Source organism: Afipia sp. GW823-FHT06G09 (assembly GCF_058794875.1).
In genome coordinates this window covers 808,934-826,575 of record NZ_JBXAHF010000003.1, presented here as the reverse complement: position 1 = coordinate 826,575, position 17,642 = coordinate 808,934, and the positions used below count along the sequence as shown (strand labels likewise).

The 17,642-nt window shown below is 62.0% G+C and carries 18 protein-coding genes, 1 tRNA gene and 1 riboswitch; of the genes, 9 read left to right on the top strand and 10 right to left on the bottom strand.

From position 1 onward, the window contains the following. Positions 1 to 67: 67 nt before the first annotated feature. The gene (locus AC1Q67_RS16510; RefSeq protein WP_492236388.1) at positions 68 to 1,069 is read left to right on the top strand and encodes an Hsp33 family molecular chaperone; all 1,002 of its coding nucleotides are present in this window, start codon (positions 68 to 70) and stop codon (positions 1,067 to 1,069) included. A gap of 37 nt (positions 1,070 to 1,106) precedes the next feature. Here the strand turns inward: AC1Q67_RS16510 and apaG are convergent, their stop codons facing one another. Beyond that, positions 1,107 to 1,499, bottom strand: a complete 393-nt coding sequence (apaG, locus tag AC1Q67_RS16505) for a Co2+/Mg2+ efflux protein ApaG (RefSeq protein ID WP_024577169.1) — start codon at positions 1,497 to 1,499, stop codon at positions 1,107 to 1,109. 255 nt (positions 1,500 to 1,754) lie between these two features. Between apaG and AC1Q67_RS16500 the strand changes: the two genes are divergently transcribed. From AC1Q67_RS16500 to AC1Q67_RS16490, 3 genes are read left to right on the top strand one after another with little or no spacing between them, the layout of a single operon-like run. Beyond that, positions 1,755 to 2,984: an OpgC domain-containing protein gene (locus AC1Q67_RS16500; protein ID WP_492236387.1), complete on the top strand. Its 1,230-nt coding sequence runs from the start codon at positions 1,755 to 1,757 to the stop codon at positions 2,982 to 2,984. Further along, positions 2,981 to 3,751 carry an SGNH/GDSL hydrolase family protein gene (locus tag AC1Q67_RS16495; protein WP_492236386.1) on the top strand — a complete coding sequence of 257 codons (771 nt, stop codon included), beginning with the start codon at positions 2,981 to 2,983 and terminating at the stop codon, positions 3,749 to 3,751. The genes AC1Q67_RS16500 and AC1Q67_RS16495 overlap by 4 nt, the downstream gene beginning before the upstream one ends. Continuing rightward, the gene (locus AC1Q67_RS16490) at positions 3,751 to 4,653 is read left to right on the top strand and encodes an SGNH/GDSL hydrolase family protein (protein ID WP_492236385.1); all 903 of its coding nucleotides are present in this window, start codon (positions 3,751 to 3,753) and stop codon (positions 4,651 to 4,653) included. Before AC1Q67_RS16495 ends, AC1Q67_RS16490 begins: the two co-directional genes overlap by 1 nt. 7 nt (positions 4,654 to 4,660) lie before the next feature. Here AC1Q67_RS16490 and AC1Q67_RS16485 read toward each other — a convergent pair whose 3' ends face one another. Beyond that, a complete protein-coding gene (locus tag AC1Q67_RS16485) occupies positions 4,661 to 5,500 on the bottom strand; it encodes a PhzF family phenazine biosynthesis protein (protein WP_492236384.1) in 840 nt (279 codons plus the stop codon). Between the two features lie 9 nt (positions 5,501 to 5,509). Continuing rightward, a complete protein-coding gene (locus AC1Q67_RS16480; protein WP_492236383.1) occupies positions 5,510 to 6,742 on the bottom strand; it encodes an O-succinylhomoserine sulfhydrylase in 1,233 nt (410 codons plus the stop codon). A 71-nt stretch (positions 6,743 to 6,813) separates the two neighbouring features. Beyond that, positions 6,814 to 6,893, bottom strand: a riboswitch (SAM riboswitch). Positions 6,894 to 6,949: 56 nt separating this feature from the next. Between AC1Q67_RS16480 and AC1Q67_RS16475 the strand changes: the two genes are divergently transcribed. From AC1Q67_RS16475 to AC1Q67_RS16465, 3 genes are all read left to right on the top strand, one after another. After that, positions 6,950 to 8,098, top strand: a complete 1,149-nt coding sequence (locus tag AC1Q67_RS16475; protein WP_492236382.1) for a 2'-deoxycytidine 5'-triphosphate deaminase — start codon at positions 6,950 to 6,952, stop codon at positions 8,096 to 8,098. A gap of 146 nt (positions 8,099 to 8,244) precedes the next feature. Next, positions 8,245 to 10,035 carry an acyl-CoA dehydrogenase family protein gene (locus tag AC1Q67_RS16470; RefSeq protein WP_492236381.1) on the top strand — a complete coding sequence of 597 codons (1,791 nt, stop codon included), beginning with the start codon at positions 8,245 to 8,247 and terminating at the stop codon, positions 10,033 to 10,035. Positions 10,036 to 10,150: 115 nt separating this feature from the next. After that, positions 10,151 to 11,584, top strand: coding sequence for an MATE family efflux transporter (locus tag AC1Q67_RS16465; protein ID WP_492236380.1), 1,434 nt, complete (start codon positions 10,151 to 10,153; stop codon positions 11,582 to 11,584). Between the two features lie 6 nt (positions 11,585 to 11,590). Here the strand turns inward: AC1Q67_RS16465 and AC1Q67_RS16460 are convergent, their stop codons facing one another. From AC1Q67_RS16460 to AC1Q67_RS16440, 5 genes are all read right to left on the bottom strand, one after another. Beyond that, positions 11,591 to 12,799: an EAL domain-containing response regulator gene (locus AC1Q67_RS16460; protein ID WP_024577178.1), complete on the bottom strand. Its 1,209-nt coding sequence runs from the start codon at positions 12,797 to 12,799 to the stop codon at positions 11,591 to 11,593. 258 nt (positions 12,800 to 13,057) lie between these two features. After that, positions 13,058 to 13,453, bottom strand: coding sequence for an SRPBCC family protein (locus AC1Q67_RS16455; RefSeq protein ID WP_492236379.1), 396 nt, complete (start codon positions 13,451 to 13,453; stop codon positions 13,058 to 13,060). Positions 13,454 to 13,480: 27 nt separating this feature from the next. Next, entirely contained in the window at positions 13,481 to 13,840 is a 360-nt protein-coding gene (locus AC1Q67_RS16450; protein ID WP_492236378.1) for a VOC family protein, read from the bottom strand. Between the two features lie 23 nt (positions 13,841 to 13,863). After that, positions 13,864 to 14,712, bottom strand: coding sequence for a helix-turn-helix transcriptional regulator (locus AC1Q67_RS16445; RefSeq protein ID WP_492236377.1), 849 nt, complete (start codon positions 14,710 to 14,712; stop codon positions 13,864 to 13,866). Between the two features lie 9 nt (positions 14,713 to 14,721). Then, positions 14,722 to 15,312 (bottom strand): methylated-DNA--[protein]-cysteine S-methyltransferase, encoded by a 591-nt coding sequence (locus AC1Q67_RS16440; protein ID WP_492236376.1) that lies wholly within the window; start codon positions 15,310 to 15,312, stop codon positions 14,722 to 14,724. Positions 15,313 to 15,449: 137 nt separating this feature from the next. Here AC1Q67_RS16440 and AC1Q67_RS16435 point away from each other — a divergent pair. Together AC1Q67_RS16435 and AC1Q67_RS16430 are read left to right on the top strand one after the other, a co-directional pair. Further along, positions 15,450 to 15,523: transfer RNA gene (locus AC1Q67_RS16435), tRNA-Gly, on the top strand. Positions 15,524 to 15,558: 35 nt separating this feature from the next. Next, on the top strand, positions 15,559 to 16,737 hold the full coding sequence (locus AC1Q67_RS16430; protein ID WP_024577183.1) for an NADH:flavin oxidoreductase/NADH oxidase: 1,179 nt from the start codon (positions 15,559 to 15,561) through the stop codon (positions 16,735 to 16,737). Between the two features lie 37 nt (positions 16,738 to 16,774). Here AC1Q67_RS16430 and AC1Q67_RS16425 read toward each other — a convergent pair whose 3' ends face one another. Next, on the bottom strand, positions 16,775 to 17,098 hold the full coding sequence (locus tag AC1Q67_RS16425) for a cupredoxin domain-containing protein (protein WP_024577184.1): 324 nt from the start codon (positions 17,096 to 17,098) through the stop codon (positions 16,775 to 16,777). Between the two features lie 9 nt (positions 17,099 to 17,107). After that, positions 17,108 to 17,632, bottom strand: a complete 525-nt coding sequence (locus tag AC1Q67_RS16420) for a DUF4142 domain-containing protein (RefSeq protein WP_492236375.1) — start codon at positions 17,630 to 17,632, stop codon at positions 17,108 to 17,110. Positions 17,633 to 17,642: the final 10 nt, after the last annotated feature.

Genomic DNA, 17,642 nt, shown 5'->3' with positions numbered 1-17,642 from the left:
GTCAGACCGTCATGGTTTGAGCTTCTAACTGCGGCAATTCGTTTCTCCTGAAAAGAATGCGTCCGACATGACTCTCGAAAGCCAAATCCGTGCTCCCTCCGCAACGCCGGTGGAGGATGCCGTGCTGCCCTTTGAAGTCAGCGCGCTGGATGTGCGCGGCCGGCTGACGAAGATGGGCCCTGCGCTCGACGAGATTTTGACCAAGCACGACTATCCAGCCCCGGTCGGCAAGCTGCTTGGCGAAGCCATCGTACTCACGACACTGCTTGCTTCGACGCTCAAGTTCGATGGCCGTTTTATCCTGCAAACCAAAACCGGTGGTCCCGTGTCGATGATCGTGGTCGACTTTCAGGCGCCGAACCGGGTGCGCGCCTATGCGCGCTACGACGCAGGCAGGCTTGTGTCCGGCCAGGACTCAGCCGCGCTGCTCGGTCACGGGCATCTTGCCATGACCGTCGATCAGGGTGCCGAGATGAGCCGTTATCAGGGACTCGTCGCACTGGAAGGCGGCAACCTGGAAGACGCCGCGCATGAATATTTCCTGCGCTCGGAGCAAATCCCGACGCGGGTGCGGCTCGCGGTCGGCGAGGAATTCCGCAGTGGCGATGGCCCCAAGCACCGGTGGCGCGGCGGCGGCATGCTGATGCAGTTTCTGCCCAAGGCTCCCGAGCGCGCGCGTCAGCCCGACTTGCATCCCGGGGATGCTCCGGAGGGCGCGGTTAAGCATGACCTGCCGGAGGACGATGCGTGGGCCGAGAGCCGGTCGCTGTTCGGCACCATCGAAGATGTCGAGCTGATCGATCCCGATCTTTCGGGAGAGCGGTTGTTGTTCCGGCTGTTTCACGAACGCGGGGTCCGCGTGTTTCCGACGCAGGCGATGCGCGCGCAGTGTTCCTGCTCGCGTGACGCTGTGGCGGGGATGCTGAAAAGCTTTACGCCGCAGGATCGCGCCGACATGGTCGAGAACGGCAAGGTGGTCGTCACCTGCGAGTTCTGCAGTTCGGTGTACGAGTTCACACCGGATGAAGCGGGGGTTGAGCCGGTGTCCAGCCAGGGAACGGCCGACTAAGGGCGGCCCGCGACCCGTGCGGTCCGGCTTTGGCGTGCTAGTTCAACGTACGCTTGTAGGTGGGACTGTCGAGCGAGAAGGCCGGGATGTCGATGTCGAACGGTTCGCCGCTTTCGGTTACCATCTGATAGCTGCCGGTCATGAACCCGGAGGGTGTCTGAAGCGGTACGCCGCTGGTGTACTCGAACCGCTCGCCCGGCTCGAGCACCGGCTGCTCTCCGACCACGCCCTCGCCGCGGACTTCCTGGCTGCGGCCGACCCCGTCGGTAATGATCCAGTGCCGTGTCTTGAGCTGAACCGTCTCGTTCCCGGCATTGACGATGGCGATCGTGTAAGCCCAGAAAAAATGGCCATCTTCGGCCGACGAGCGCTCAGGCAGGAAGCTGGGCTCGACGATAACTTCGATCTGACGGGTCACGGCGCGGTACATGGTGTCCGTCCATATTCGGGTTACAGTATAGCAGACCTGTTGTTCTTTGCGTAGGCACCAATAATTGATGCTTGCGGCGTCTTGTCGTGGATACGGGATCGCGCCGATCATTGTTTCAACATCGTTGCCATCCAGCATTCTGCGAGGCGCCTGTCCATTGGAATGCGTGCAATTTGCGGGCCGCTTTGATCTTCCATAGGATTATGGCATGAGCTGCCGGCTTCCAGCGGAACCGACTGAACGGACTCGACCGGAATGACGCTCGTGACGACCCAGATGACCGAACAGGCTGTTGCGAAAGCGCCTGCGAAGGCGGTGGCTGTTCCGGCCGCCGCGGGCGAGCGCGAGTTGCGCCTCGATCTGTTTCGCGGCATCGCGCTCTGGCTGATCTTCATCGACCATCTGCCGCCGAATATCCTGACCTGGTTCACGATCCGCAACTACGGCTTCAGCGACGCCACCGAAATCTTCATCTTCATCTCGGGATATACGGCGGCATTCGTCTACAGTCGCGCGATGCTCGATCGCGGCTTGGTGGTCGCGAGCGCGCGCATCTTCAAGCGCGTCTGGCAAATCTACGTAGCGCACGTTTTTCTGTTTACGATCTACCTTGCCGAAATCTCCTACATCGCGGCGCGGTTCGACAACCCGCTCTACGCCGAAGAAATGGGCATCCTCGACTTTCTCAAGCAACCCGACGTCACGATCGTTCAGGCGCTGCTGCTGAAGTTCAGGCCCGTCAACATGGACGTCCTGCCGCTTTACATCGTGCTGATGATTTTCCTGCCGGGGATCATCTGGCTGATGCAGCGCAAGGCCGACCTAGCTTTGGCGTTGTCGGTCGTGCTCTACGCCATCACATGGGAGTTCGATCTTGCTCTGCCAGCTTATCCGAACGGCACATGGTTCTTCAATCCGTTCGCCTGGCAGTTGCTTTTTGTGTTCGGGGCGTGGTGCGCGCTGGGCGGCGCAAAGCGAATGGCCCGCATTCTGTCGTCACGCATTACACTGGGGCTATGCATTGCCTATCTTGTTTTTGCGTTCTGTGTGACGCTGACCTGGCATATGCCGCAACTGAATACCTACATGCCGCGCTGGCTGGAAAGCTGGATGTACCCGATCAACAAGACCGATCTCGACGTGCTGCGTTTCGCCCATTTCCTCGCGCTTGCGGCGATCACAGTACGCTTTATCCCGGCGAGCTGGCCGGGCCTGAAATCGCTCTGGCTGCGCCCGGTCATTCGATGCGGCCAGCACTCGCTGGAGATCTTTTGCCTCGGCGTCTTCCTTGCATTCGCCGGGCACTTCGTCCTCGCCGAAGTCTCCGGCGGAGCGTGGATGCATTTCTTCGTCAGCATGGCCGGGATCGTCATTATGTCAGCCGCGGCCTCGCTGTTTTCGTGGTACAAGATCGAGGCAAGCAAGACCGACAAACGTGCGAAGGGCGCGGAAAGCGACGCCGATCTCGCGGGAGGCGGATCATGAAAGCGCTGCTGGTGGCAGGGATAGCGATGGGTCTCCTGGCGGCGTCTCCGTCGCATGCGGAGAACACCCCCGGATGCGTCGTGCCGGCTTATCTCCTGACGACCGAAAGCGTGTTTCCGAAGGTCGCCGATGCGATCAAGACCAGGAAGCGTCTCGACATCCTCGTGGTCGGCAGCGGCTCTTCGGCTCTCGCCGGTGCCGACGGGGCGAGCGCGTCCTACCCGGCGCGGCTCGAAGCGACGTTGCGCGAGAACCTCGCGGGCGTGGCCGTCAACGTGCGGACCGATCTCCGGCCCAAGAAGACCGCAGCGGAGGCTGCCGCCGGGTTCGGTCAGCTGATCGAAAAGCTTCCTGCGGACCAGAAGCCGGATCTCGTGATCTGGCAGACGGGGACGGTCGATGCGATCCGCTCGATCGACACGGACGATTTCCGCGCGGCGCTGGACAATGGCATCGGTGCCTTGCAAAAGGCCGGCGTCGACGTGCTCTTGATCAATCTGCAATACAACCCACGTATGGAAACGATGCTCTCGGTCACGCCGTACAACGATACGATGCGGGTGGTCGCGCAGGAGCATGAAATTCCGGTGTTCGATCGGTTTGCGATCATGCGGCACTGGAGCGAGGCCGGCGACTTCGATCTGTTCGGCCCGGCACACGGATTTGGAATGGCGAAACGGGTTCATGACTGCATCGGCCGGTCGCTGTCGACGATGATCGTCGAGGCGTCGCGCATTAATCCGGCGGAGCTCAGGATTCAACGTTGATGAATTTTTACGGTCGTTTGGCGATTGCCGCCATGGCGGGCGCAATGATGTGCGGCTCGCCAGCCGTTTCTCCGGTTTTGGCACAGGCGCCTGAAGCGCCGCAGCAGAAAGGCCTCGGCACCAAGGCCATTGAAGCGGCGAAGAACGTGGCAAAGGGGGCGGGGGATATTCTCACCCGCGTGCCTTGCCTGCCTGCAAAGGGAGTGAAGGACATTCCCGGCTCGCTGCCGCGCGTTGCCCGGCGGATCGCTGCGGACGAGCCGGTGACCATTGTCGCATTCGGGTCGTCCACCACGGTCGGTTACGGTACGTCGGCGGCCTACAATTATCCAAGCCGGCTTGCGGATCAGTTGCGCCGCAAATTTCCAACCGCTGACATCAGTGTCATCAATCGTGGCATGGGCGGGCAGGACGCGCCCGAAATGATGAAGCGGTTCGATGTCGCCGTTCTCGATGCCGATCCGGATCTCGTGATCTGGCAACTCGGCACCAACGCTGTCGTCAAGGGCAACGCAAGCGATATCGCTGCGACGGCGGCGCTCGTGGAAGACGGCATCGCGCGCCTTCAGGCCCGCGGCATCGATGTCGTACTGATTGACCCGCAGTACGTTCCTGCTGTTGCAGCGAAGACCGAGAACGCAAGCAAGATGGTCAAATTGCTCGGCGATGTCGCCAAGCTAAAAAATGTCTCGGTGTTTCCGCGCTTCGAAGTTATGCGGCAGTGGCACGAGGACGAGAAAATGCCGTTCGAGAAGTTTGTGATCGGCGACGGCCTGCATATGAACGACTGGGGCTACGCATGTTTCGCCCAGTTGCTCGGCGACACCATCATCAGATCGGTCGGGCAGGTGAAGGCGGGCGTCAACATCCCGAGCAACGTGATGACCTTTCGTCCGATGTAGGGCTGCGTCAGACCGTCAGCTTGCCCTTGATGCATGTCAGCGTCTCGCCGCCGATCCAGATATCATCACCATCGCGCTCGACGTGAATGCGGCCCTCCCGCCCAAGTACGGTGCCCTGGCTCGCGACATAGGCAGCGGGTGCGAGTCCTGCGGACATCAGCCATTGGGCGAGACCTGCATTCAGGCTGCCCGTGACCGGGTCTTCTGTCGCGCGGTCGGACACGAACGCGCGAACCTCAAAAGAAATATCCCCGCCGTCGCGCGAGGGGTCCCACGGTGCGACCACGCCGAGTTTCAGAGTTCCGAGGGCGGGATAGTCTGGCCTCAGCCCAAGGATTTCCGGGCGTGATGCCAGCATCACGGCGACCCAGCCGGGGCCATTGTCGATCCATTGCGATGCCTTGATGGCGTCCCGGCGAATTTGCAGGCCGTGGGCGATCTGATCGAGAATATCGCTTTCGACATTTCCGGTGCGGCGCAGAGGAGGCGCGGCGAATGCCAGCCTGTTCCCGTCGCGTCTGATTTTAACGAGGCCAGCACCGCATTCCTGGACGACATGCGCCTGCCTGGCGGTATTCCCCAGGCTCAGCCAGACATGGCAACTGCCCAATGTCGGATGGCCGGCAAACGGGAGTTCGCCTGAAGGCGTAAAAATCCGCAGGCGATAGTCGGCTTCCGGCACTGTCGGTTTCAGAAGGAAGGTCGTCTCGCTGAGATTCGTCCAGTTCGCGAGCGCAGTCATGGCGCCGTCGGGAAGTCCGTCGGCGCCGATAACCACAGCAAGCGGATTTCCCTTCAGGCGCTTGCCGGTGAAGACATCGACCTGTTGGAAATCAAATGTCTGCATCCGGTTTCCTCACGCTGTCTCCAGCGCCGCATTCAGGTCCTCGATCAGATCATCCTTGTGTTCCAGGCCCGCCGAGAAGCGGATGAAGCCTTCACTGATGCCGAGTTCGGCGCGTGCTTCCGGTGTCAGGCGCTGATGCGTCGTGGTTGCGGGATGGGTGACGATGCTCTTGGAGTCGCCGAGGTTGTTGGAAATCCGCGCCAGCTTCAGCGCATTCAGTGTGCGGAATGCTGCCGCCTTGCCGCCCCTGACTTCGAAGCCGATCAGCGTCGAGCCTGCGCGCATCTGCTTCCTCACGATCGCGGCCTGCGGGTGGTCGGCACGGCCCGGATAGATCAGCCGTGAGATTTTCGGGTGTTTTGCCAGTGCATCGGCAATGGCGGCTGCCGTTTCGGTCTGTGCCTTGACGCGAATACTCAGTGTCTCGAGGCCCTTCAGCAGCACCCATGCGTTGAACGGTGACATTGCAGGTCCGGTCTGGCGCAGGAACGTGTGGATGTGCTCCTGAATGAACGCCTCCGACGACAGGATGACGCCGCCGAGACAGCGACCCTGGCCATCGATGTGCTTGGTCGCTGAATAAACCACGACGTCAGCGCCGAGCGTGAGCGGGCTCTGCCAGATCGGGGTTGCGAACACGTTGTCCACGATCAGCCTCGCACCGACGCTGTGAGCGATGTCCGCGACCGCTGCGATGTCCACCACATCGAGCGTCGGGTTGGTCGGGCTTTCGAGGAAGCACGATTTGGTGTTCGGCCGCACGGCCTTCTTCCATTGGTCGAGATCATGGCCATCGACCAGCGTGGACTCGATGCCGTAACGCGGCAGCAGATCTTCCACGACATAACGGCATGAGCCGAACAGCGCTTTCGCGGCGACGACGTGATCGCCGGATTTGAGCGGAGCAAGAATGGCGGTGGTCACCGCCGCCATTCCGGTCGCGGTCGCGCGCGCGGCTTCGGCGCCTTCGAGTTCGATCATGCGCTGCTCGAACATCGCAACCGTCGGATTCGAAAATCGCGAATACAGGAAGCCGGGGTCTGCGCCGGTGAAGCGCGCCTCGCACTGTTCGGCGGTGTCGTAGATGAACCCCTGCGTCAGGAACAGCGCTTCGGAAGTTTCGCCGTACTGCGAGCGCAGCGTGCCGGAATGCACGAGGCGGGTTTCGGGGCGATAATTGCGGGTCGGGGATAGCGGCTTGCTTGGGGACGTATTGGCCGCGGGCGTTTTGGTCTCGGACATGTGCACTCCATCGTGGCCACCTCGCGATGGACACAAAAAAACCGGCCTGGAAAATCTTTCCACAGGCCGGGATCACACTGTCCCCGGCCTGTTTAGCGAGTTATTTAACGTGGCTGCAAGCCGGCCGGCTCAAATGACCACGGGATAAGTTCTAGGCTTAATCCCGCATGCCCTTTCCGTCAAGCACCCCATCGGATAACCGATAAAATGCTTGTTTTGCTGGATCAGCCGATAGCCGAGGATTACCCCGTGGCCTTCACACTTGCCCCCGACGCGACAGGAATTCTGCCTGACCGCATGATCGCGGCGATGGCCGATGCCGGCCTGATCCTGCCGGAATATCCGTTCGTTGAAAGCCAGATCCAGCCGGCCAGTCTCGACCTGCGCCTCGGTGCGATCGCCTACCGCGTGCGCGCCAGCTTCCTTCCGGGGCCGGACATGACTGTGGCCCAGCGTATCGATGAACTGAAGCTGCACGAGATCGATCTGTCCGATGGCGCGGTGCTGGAAACCAACTGCGTCTACATCGTGCCGCTGCTGGAAAGCCTGGCGCTGCCGCCGACGATTCAGGCTGCGGCAAATCCGAAAAGCTCGACCGGCCGGCTTGACGTTTTCACCCGCGTGATCGCCGACGGCACGCGCCGCTTCGACATGATCGCGCCCGGCTATCATGGCCCGCTCTATGCGGAGATCAGCCCGAAGACATTCCCGGTCTTGCTGCGTGAAGGATCGCGGCTGTCGCAGATTCGTTTCCGCACCGGCCATCCGCTGCTCGATGGCGAAGAACTGGAGGCGCTGCATGAAGCCGAGCGTCTGGTCGACAGCGACGAAGCCGATCTCGCCGGCGGTGTGGCGTTGAGCGTCGATCTGTCCGGCGAGGGCTCCGATGGTTTTGTCGGCTACCGCGCCAAGCGCCATACCGGCGTGGTCGATGTCGATCGCCGTGCCGGATACACGGTGGGTGAATTCTGGGAGCCAATCCGCGCGCGGCCGGATCGCAGCCTGATCCTCGATCCCGGCGAGTTCTATATTCTCGCGTCGAAGGAAGCGGTGCAGGTGCCGCCGGATTTCGCCGCCGAGATGGTGCCGTTCGATCCGCTGGTTGGCGAATTCCGCGTCCACTATGCCGGCTTCTTCGATCCCGGTTTCGGCTATGCGGGCGCGGGCGGGCAGGGTTCGCGCGCAGTGCTGGAGGTGCGTTCGCGCGAAGTGCCGTTCATTCTCGAGCACGGCCAGATCGTCGGTCGTCTTGTGTATGAGAAAATGCTGTCGCGCCCCGATGCGCTGTATGGCCAGCGCATTGCATCGAATTATCAGGGGCAGGGCCTGAAGCTCTCGAAGCATTTTCGGACCTAGCGGCCGGGTTCCGCTCTGCGAATTACGTCCCCTCGCGGCACATTTCACCCATGCCGCCATTGGCTTCCGGCCAGCTTGCCGCGGGCATCCAAATACCGGATCATTCCTGAAAACAACGGGAGCGATCCCGGCAGGATGAAAACGCCATGGTTGCAGCCGCAAAAACTCCGCCCGCTGAGACATCAGCTTCGACATCCGGGTTCGGTCTGATCGCGCCCGACACCTCGGGCATGAATTTCTATCGCGCCGATCCGATCCTCGCCGATCTGCTGCGCATCCATCTTCCCGCCGTGTTGTTTCAACACATTGAGCCCCATCTCGACCGGCTCGGAGCGCTTGCGGGAGGGCATCTCGATGAATGCGCCCGCCTTGCCGACAAACACGGCCCGGTGCTGCATCAACGCGACCGCTTCGGCAACGACCGGCAATGGATCGAGTATCATCCGGCGTATCGTGAGCTTGAGCGCGCGGCTTATGGCGAGTTCGGCATTCACGCGATGTCGCATCGCAAGGGCATTCTTGGCTGGGCCGATACTTATCCGGCGGTGGCGAAACACGCCTTCACATTCCTGTTCAATCAGGCTGAGTTCGGTCTCGGGTGTCCGATCAATGTCACGGACGGCGCCGCGCGCCTGCTGTCACGGTTCGGAGATGAAGCGCTCAAGGCAAAGTATCTCGACGGCCTGACGCAGACCGACATGTCGAAGCTGACCCAGGGCGGCCAGTTCATGACCGAGAAGGAGGGCGGCTCCGATGTCGGCAAGCTGACCACCACGGCCGTGCAGGAAGGCGATCACTGGCGGCTCCATGGCGAGAAGTGGTTCTGCTCCAACGCCGATGCCAAGATGGTGATGCTGTTGGCGCGGCCGGAAGGCGCGGTTGGCGGCACGCAGGGCGTCGGCCTCTTCCTGATGCCGCGCGAACTCGACGATGGTTCGCCGAACCACTACCGGATTGTGCGTCTCAAGGACAAGCTCGGCACCCGCTCGATGGCGTCAGGCGAAATCAAGCTTGAAGGCGCGGTTGCTTACGCCGTTGGGCGGCTTGATCGCGGCTTCGTGCAGATGGCCGAAATGGTCAACTGGTCGCGGCTCTCCAACGGCGTGAAATCCGCTGCATTGATGCGCCGCGCACATCATGATGCGAACACCGTTGCCCACAACCGGGTGGTTTTTGGCCGCCGCATTGTCGACATGCCGCTCGCACGCCGTCAGCTGATGAAAATCATGCTCGCGACCGAACAGGCGGTGTCGATGAGTTTCATGACGGCCGATGCGCTGGATCGCGCCGAAGCCGGTAGTCAGGACGCGGCGGCATTGCTCCGCGTGCTGACGCCGACGCTGAAGTACCGCGCCACACGCGATGCTCGCAAGGTCTGTGGCGAGGCGATGGAGATGCGCGGCGGCATCGGCTACATCGAAGAATTCGCTACGCCGCGGCTCTTACGCGATGCGCATCTTGGTTCGATCTGGGAAGGCACCGGCAACATCGTAGCTATCGACACGCTCAAGCGGGCAGTTGGCCGTCACGGCGCCGAAGCCGCGCTCGGCGCTGATCTGCATGCGCGGATCGACGACATGCCCGGCGTTCCGCAGGGCTGGCGGGATCGGCTTTATGGCTTCACCGACAGGGCTATCGGTTTCGCGCGCGAGGTCGCGGGCCGGTCTGAGAATGAGGCCGAAGCCCGGCGCGCGACCAGCACGCTCTATCATGTCGCAAGCGCCGTGACGTTTGCCTGGGAGGGCAGCCGGATCCACGCCATGCGCGGCGATGCGCGCCGGCTATTGCTTTCAAGGCTCGTGGTCGATCACCGTCTGACCGCGCAGGACCCCTTTGCGGTCCTGCCGGGCGAAGGCGATGGCGCGGTCGCCGACAGGCTGCTCGGCGACCGGCCCATGTCGATGGCGGAGGCCGCCGACATGCTCGGTTCGGCCTGATATTCGGGCCGGTGACTGGGCGCCATGCGCAAGGCGCGCATTGCAGGCCACCGGTTTGATGGTAAGGGTCGGCGGAGGCGGCTGACATCAATGAGACCGCCACGCCGGGGAGTGCATGTCCGAACTGGGAGCTGCCGAAATTCCTGTGGTGCAGGCGGACGAGAAGCCGCCGCTCCCCCCTGTCAAAGGCCCGGCCAGAAATCCGCTGCTCGACGGTCCGATCCTTTCTACTCTGCTGAAGCTGGCTGCTCCCAATGTCGTCGCGCTGACTGCCGGCACCTGCGTCGCGATCGCGGAAACATCCTATATCGGCCGTCTGGGTGTCGAACCGTTGGCGGCGATGGCGCTGGTGTTTCCGTTTGTCATCCTGATGATGACCATGTCAGGCGGCGCGATGGGCGGCGGCGTCGCGTCAGCCATTGCGCGCGCGCTGGGCGCCAACGACACCGAGCGTGCATCCGCGCTTGCCGTGCACGCGCTGATGATCGGGATTTGCTTCGGTCTGACCTTCATGATCGGGATGCTGGTCTTCGGGCCGTATCTGTTTGCCGCACTGGGCGGCAGGGGCCGCGTCCTGGGTGAGGCGATCGGGTACGCGCAGATATTCTTCGGCGGCGCCGTGTTGCCATGGATCATGAACACTCTGGCGGCGCTGTTGCGCGGCACCGGCAACATGAAGCTGCCGTCGGCGATCATTCTCAACTCGGCGTTCTTTCAGGTTCTGTTTGGCGGTGTGCTCGGTCTTGGCCTTGGGCCAATTCCGCAGTTCGGCATGCGCGGCGTCGCGGCCGGCACGCTGATGGCGTTCTCGATCGGCGCGGGGATCATGGCGTGGTATCTGCTGTCGGGCCGCAGCCGCGTGAAACTGAATTTCAGGGGCTTCCGGTTTCAGCGCGCGATGTTCTACGACATTTTGCAGGTAGGTGCGATTGCCTGCTTTTCGCCGTTGCAGATCGTGCTCACGGTGACGATCTTCACGCACCTGCTGGCAACGTTTGGGACCGAGGTGCTGGCGGGTTACGGAATCGGCGCTCGCCTCGAGTTCATGCTGACATCGCTGGCGTTTGCGGTGGGCATTGCATCGGTGCCGATGATCGGAATGGCGATCGGCGCGGGCCGTATCGCCCGGGCCAGGCGAATTGCCTGGACCGCGGGTGGTGTGTCGTTTGCGGCGGTCGGCGTCTTCGGTAGCTTCTTTGCCCTCTATCCGGATATCTGGGTGAATATTTTCACCGATAACACCGCGGTGCGAGCTGCGAGCCGTCAGTATCTTTCCATCGTCGGCCCCTTTCTCGCTTTCGTCGGCCTCGCGATTTCTCTCTACTTCTCCTCGCAGGGCGCGGCGCGCGTCATCGGGCCTGTGCTTGCGCAAACCGCGCGGCTTGCATTCGTCATGGCAGGCGGATGGTGGCTGATGTCACATGGCGGGGACAGCACGCAGTTCTTCTGGCTGGCAGCGGTATCGATGATTTTGCTGGGTGTCCTCGCTGTCGCCGCAGTTCGTTTCACGAACTGGGGCGGGAGAGGCGCAGCCGTCAGGGCCGGATGAGAGCCGTCAAGCAAGAGCCGTCGGACGCGCGAGCGAGGCACGGGCGAATTTCTTCGCGTTGGCAGGTTTGCCGAACAGATAGCCCTGCGCCAGATCGAACCCCATTTCATGGGTTGCGACCAGATCGGATCGTGTCTCTACGCCCTTGGCGACGGTGCGCGCGCCGTTCCGGTTCGCAAGCTCGAGAATGCGGCGGCACACTGTCTGCTTGAGGCGGTTGTCGGCGGAGCCTGTGACGAATTCCCGGTCGACCTTGATTTCGACGAACGGAAAACTCTTCAGCTCCGTGAGCAGAGGCCAGTCGGTCCCGAGATCATCGATCGAGATTGCGATGTTGTGAAAACGCATACGCTTGGCGACGTCGATCGCCAGATCGAGGTTCCGAATCACTTCGGCCCCCTTGACCTCCACGATCAATCCACCGAACGCCGGGTGATCCGGAATCTGGCGGCAGAGGTTGCTGACTGACGCGGGGTCTTCGAGGAAGCTGATCGGCAGATTGATGGAAATATCGACGGGGCCGTGCTGGCCCATGAAATAATGCCAGTCGTCCAGCGCGCGGCTGACCACAAATTCCGACAGTCCCTTGAACTGGGGGTCATTGTCGTCGGGGATAAACGAAGCGGGAGGCACGACGCCCCAGGACGGATGGCGCATGCGGATCAGCGCCTCGGCGCCGCGCGGCGCGAGCGTATGCACGTCGATCTTCTGCTGATACCACAGTTCCAGCCAACCGGCCTTCAGCGCCTCCGCGACATCGACGGGCGGACTCGGCGGGGCCTGTTGCGGAAGCAGCGTGACCACGCTGGCCCGCAGGCCATCCGCACTGAACGGCGTCGCCAGCGGCGGCAGCATGGCGATGCCGAGTTCCTCTCCGAGCTGACGGAGTGCGCCTGCGATAATCGATTCTTTCGGGCCGATCAGCAGCACCTGGCCGTCGAATTTCTTGTCGACGAGGGTTTTCAGGATCTGCCCCGCCTGAACGCCGTCATTCGGCATTCCGACAAGAACGAGATCGGGTGCGTGCACGTCGAGCCGCAGCGGCAGTTCGTCCGCGCTCGCGCATTCGGAAGCAACGAAGCCGAGCTCCTCGAGAGCCTCCGCGAGAAACGTGCGGATGTGTCTTTTCGCGTCGACGATGCAAACGCGCGGCGTCATCTTGCGCTGGCCGAATGTCGCGACCGTATCCAATTCCGCGGGCTTGAAACCCCTCATGCGTCACCTCCGTGTCCCCAGAGACCGAAGTCTTAGCGTCATGGAGGGGTCGCAAATGTGGAATTGTTGAACCATCCACCTCTATAATTCGGTAAGGTTAAACGCGCGAGAGCGATTCAAATTTGAGAGAAATTTGTCGGAGTTCTGGTTGCATCGGGCGGCTCTGATGCGAATTCGACCATGCTACACTTCGGGAATGCAGCATGATCGTCTTGCAGGGCGCCTGCGGCGAAGTGGGCGACACATTCGTTCCGACATCTAGCCGTTTTCGAGTTGTTTTTTCATCGCGGCGATCGACAGATCCATTTGTCCGCTGATGTATGGCGCGATTTCGTTCGGCAGCACGTCCACGGTCCAGACAAATTTGCAGCGCTTGTCGCCATCTTCGTAAATCTGCACCGAGGCGCTGTGTTGCCTGATCCGTTCGCTGACGACGGCATAGACCAGACGCCGTTTCGCGTCGTTGCAATCGACAAGGATTTCTCGCGCGTTCGTGCCGTTCGAAAATGTCACGAGCCGAGCATCGCCATCCATGACGGCGGCGGTGACGAATCCGGGCGCAAGCCGTGTGTGGACTGCTCCGAAGTCGCGCACGGCATCCCAGACAGCGGGTGCGGACGATGCGACCACAAATTCCTTCTCGATGGATGCCATATTCAATCCTCCGCTCCAGCCGGGTCGTTACGTGCACACGGCTTCGACATTGTTGCCGTCCGGGTCGATCAGGAATGCCGCGTAGTAGGTCGGGCTATAATCCGCGCGCGGGCCTGCGCCGCCGTTATCGCGTCCGCCAGCCTTGAGTCCGGCTGTGTGAAACGCCTTGATGGCGTCTTGGCTGGCCGCACGGAACGCGACATGGGCGCCGGGCCCCACAGGCTCTTTCGACAGATGCAGCCAGAGCGCCGGTGCATCCTTTGGTCCAAAGCCCGCGCCGCTGTTGTCGCGCGAGCAGAGGACATGGCCGAGCGGTGCAAGCGCAGCGGTGTAGAACCTGATGCTGGCGTCGAGGTTTCTGACTTTCAGTCCGATATGGTCGTACATGGTGATCTCCCTGTGATGGAGGATCACCCTACGGTCGCAGCCTTGAGCCGTTCTTGGAAAATCTTGCGGTCGCCGCGCGCGGCGTCACGGAAACGCCGTGGTGACACACCGGCAGCCCGGTGGAAGGTCCGCACGAAATTCGACAGGTCGCCAAAACCGACATCGAAGGCAATCGACGTGATCGATCTTGCATCGTCGGCCAGCAGTCTCGCCGCATGACGCAGCCGCGCGCGCACCAGATACTGATGCGGCGTCACTCCGAGCACGTTGGAGAACATCCGCAGGAAGTGGAACGAGCTGACGCCCGCAGCTTTTGCGGTCGTCTCCAGATCGACAGATTTGTCGGCATGAGCGTCGATCCACAGCGCGCTTTCGACGGCGCGGCGGCGGTCGCGTGCGGTGGCGGGCGATGCCTTCCGGGTTTTTCCGGACATCGTTTCGGCGAAACGGCTCACAAACAACATCGCGGCTTCGTCGATCCCGATGTCGTTGTCGCCGCGCCCGGCGGCCTGCGCCAGTTCGCCATAAACCATCAGTTCGGGGAGCGGCGGCACGCTGCCGATCCACAACGCGTCCTTGCGTACGCCCATGTCGTCGGCGAGCGCTGGCGACAACTGGAATGACAGGCATTCGTCGCCACAAACATGATGCGGATGCGAGCAGGTGTATTCGTCACCGGCATGGCCCAGCATGACAGCGCCGGCAACGAGTTCGTGGGAACGTCCACGGGTGTCGTAACCGAAGCTGCCTTTGCGGACATACGAGAGCGAATGGTTGCGATGCTGCTCGGGAAACGGCTTGTCGTCCGGTCCCATGGTGCACCGGTAATCGAACACGGACAGCGATGCGCTTTCCATCAGCGTCGTCTTCATGGCCGGATGTTATCCCCGGCGGCGGCGCGGAGCAATCGACAGGCCCGGATCGAACAGCATCGGGGCGTCCTCGGCGTCGCGGCTGGATATCCGGGCGCGTTCGATCGCCAGCATGCGGAACTTCGTGGTCACACCCCCGTTGGCGGAAAATCCGCCGGTCTTGCCGTTCGCCGCCAGCACCCGATGGCACGGAATTATGATGGGGAGCGGATTTTCTCCAAGCGCCTTGCCCACGGCGCGCGACAGCAGCTTGTCGCCGAGCCTGCTGGCGATATCGCCATAGGTCAGGGTTTCGCCGGGTGCGATGGTCCGGGCGATGTCGTAGACACTGCGGTTGAAGGCGGGCAGGTGGCTGGTATCGAGGGCAATAAAGGACAGGTCGGTCGATGTGCCGTTCAGTAATTCCGTCATGGCGTCGCAGGCGCGCTGCACGTCCGCCGGCGGCATTGTTTCGTGGGCGCCCGGCGCCTTCTGAAGCAGCCGTGCACGGGTTTTCGCATCGTCAGCCTCCGGCAGTTGCACGCCCAGAAGGCCGCGCTCGCCCCAGGCGACGCCGCAACGTCCGATCGCCGTGTCGAACAATGCAAAACCAGCCGTCATGTCGCGTTCCAGTCTGCCTTAGGCGTCATTTTCGGGACTTGGAGAATCTTGCGCTTTTTCGTTTTGTCCGCCACCCGAAACCTGTGATGGCAGCCATCTTGCGGCGGGGTGCCGGGTATGGCTAAGGTCGGAACCGCGCGGGCGTAGTTCAATGGTAGAACGGCAGCTTCCCAAGCTGCATACGAGGGTTCGATTCCCTTCGCCCGCTCCAGTTTTCCCAACAAACCAAAAATCCACAGAGGTCTGATGTCACAGCCCCGCCTGTTCACGCCGATTTCTCTCCGCAATGTCACGGCCAGGAACCGGATCGTGATTTCGCCGATGTGCCAGTATTCGGCCACCGACGGCATGGCGGATGACTGGCATCTGGTTCATCTCGGCAAGTTCGCGCAGGGCGGCGCCGGGATCGTGATGACGGAGGCGACGGCGGTCAACGCGGAAGGCCGCATCACCCATGGCGATCTTGGCCTCTGGCACGATGGGCAGATCGCGCCGCTCAAGCGGATCGCGGCGTTTCTTCGCGCCAATGGGTCGGTGCCAGCGATCCAGCTCGCCCATGCCGGGCGCAAGGCCAGCATGCAGCGACCCTGGTACGGCAATGCGGCGCTGACTCCCGAAGACCACGCGCGTGGCGACAAGCCATGGACCATCGTTGCGCCCAGCGCGATTCCGATGGATGACGGCTGGCTGATGCCGCATGAACTCACGCAGCCTGATCTGAAAGCGCTGTGCGAGGACTGGCGTCTTGCGACATTGCGGGCGGTCGAGGCGGATTTCGACGTACTCGAGATTCATTGCGCCCACGGCTACCTGCTGCACGAATTTCTGTCGCCCCTGTCCAACCAACGCAACGACGCCTATGGCGGCGACCGCGCCGGGCGCATGAAGCATCCGCTCGAAGTTATCGAGACGGTGCGCGCAGTGTGGCCGTCGGACCGGCCGCTGTTCGTCCGTATTTCGTCCGTCGACGGAATCGATGGCGGGATCGACATCGCCGACTCGGTGGCTTTCGTGAATGAAGCCAAGGCGCGGGGCGCGGATGTGATCGATTGCTCGTCCGGCGGATTGATGGGATCGGCGACCGCGGCACGGATTCCGCGCGGCTACAGCTTTCAGGTGCCGTTTGCCGAGCAGATTCGCCGTGAGGCGAAGGTGACGACCATGGCGGTCGGTCTCATCCTGCATCCGCAACAGGCAGAGGATATTCTCGCCGAAGACAAGACCGATCTGATTGCAGTCGGCCGCGAGGCGCTGTTCGATCCCAACTGGCCGCTGCATGCCGAACTCGCGTTGAGCGAAACGAAGGGCGTGATCGGCGACGGTACGTTTGCATCCTGGCCGAAGCAGTATGGCTGGTGGCTGGAGCGCCGCGAGCCGGGCCTGCGCAAGCTCAACGGACCCGCACTGCCATTCCGCAAGGCATAAGTGAACAGACGCCAAAAGGCGCCTGTTCTTTTGGTGGTTACTGCGGCGCCACCACAATGGTGCCCTTCATGTTCGGATGGTGACGGCAGTAATAGTCGATCGATCCCGCTTTTCTCAAAACCAGAGGGACCGTCTTCTTCGGCGGCTGGGCGACATCCCAGTCGCCGTTCCGGGCCGTCGCCGTATGCGCGAAGATATCCTTGTTGATCCACACGATCGTATCACCGACGGTGGCCTTCGCATTGGCAGGAGAGAACACGAGATTCTCGATGGTGATCTCGATCGTCGCCGCATGTGCCGAGACCGACACCATCCCCAGCAAGGCAGTGAGCGACGCAAGAAGAACCCGTCTCGACCACATAGGCTGCTCCTACTTGAACGAAGCCGCGACGTGTTCGGCGTGCTGGAGATGGCCCTGGAAGATCTTGAGGCCAGTCTGCAACAGGCTCTTCAACTCCGCATTGTTGGCAGAAGGAATCAGAAGCGTTTCGAGCGCGCCGTTGACCGCCTTGTGATAGGCCACCTCATTAGCGGCATAGGCCTTGTCGAATTCGGCGCCCTTGAGTTTTTCCATCTCGGCGAGCTTGGCGGCGGCCTGCTTTGACAGCGCGCGGCTGGTGTCGTTGTCTTCCGGCGTGACGTTCAGCTTCCTGACCAGCGCGAGCGCCTGCTGGTTCACGGCTTCATGATCGCGCACCATGTCTTCCGCGAACGACTTGATGGTCTTGTTGGTGCTCTTCGCGAGAGCCTGTTTCGCGGCGGTCACGTCGATGACGCCGGCGGTATAGGCGATATGAGCGATCTGCGGATCGGTCGGTTTGGACGCGCCCTGCGCGAAGGCGGCGCCGCTCAAGAGGGAAAGGGCGGCGATGGCCGCGCTGATACGGACGAACATTTTATCGCTC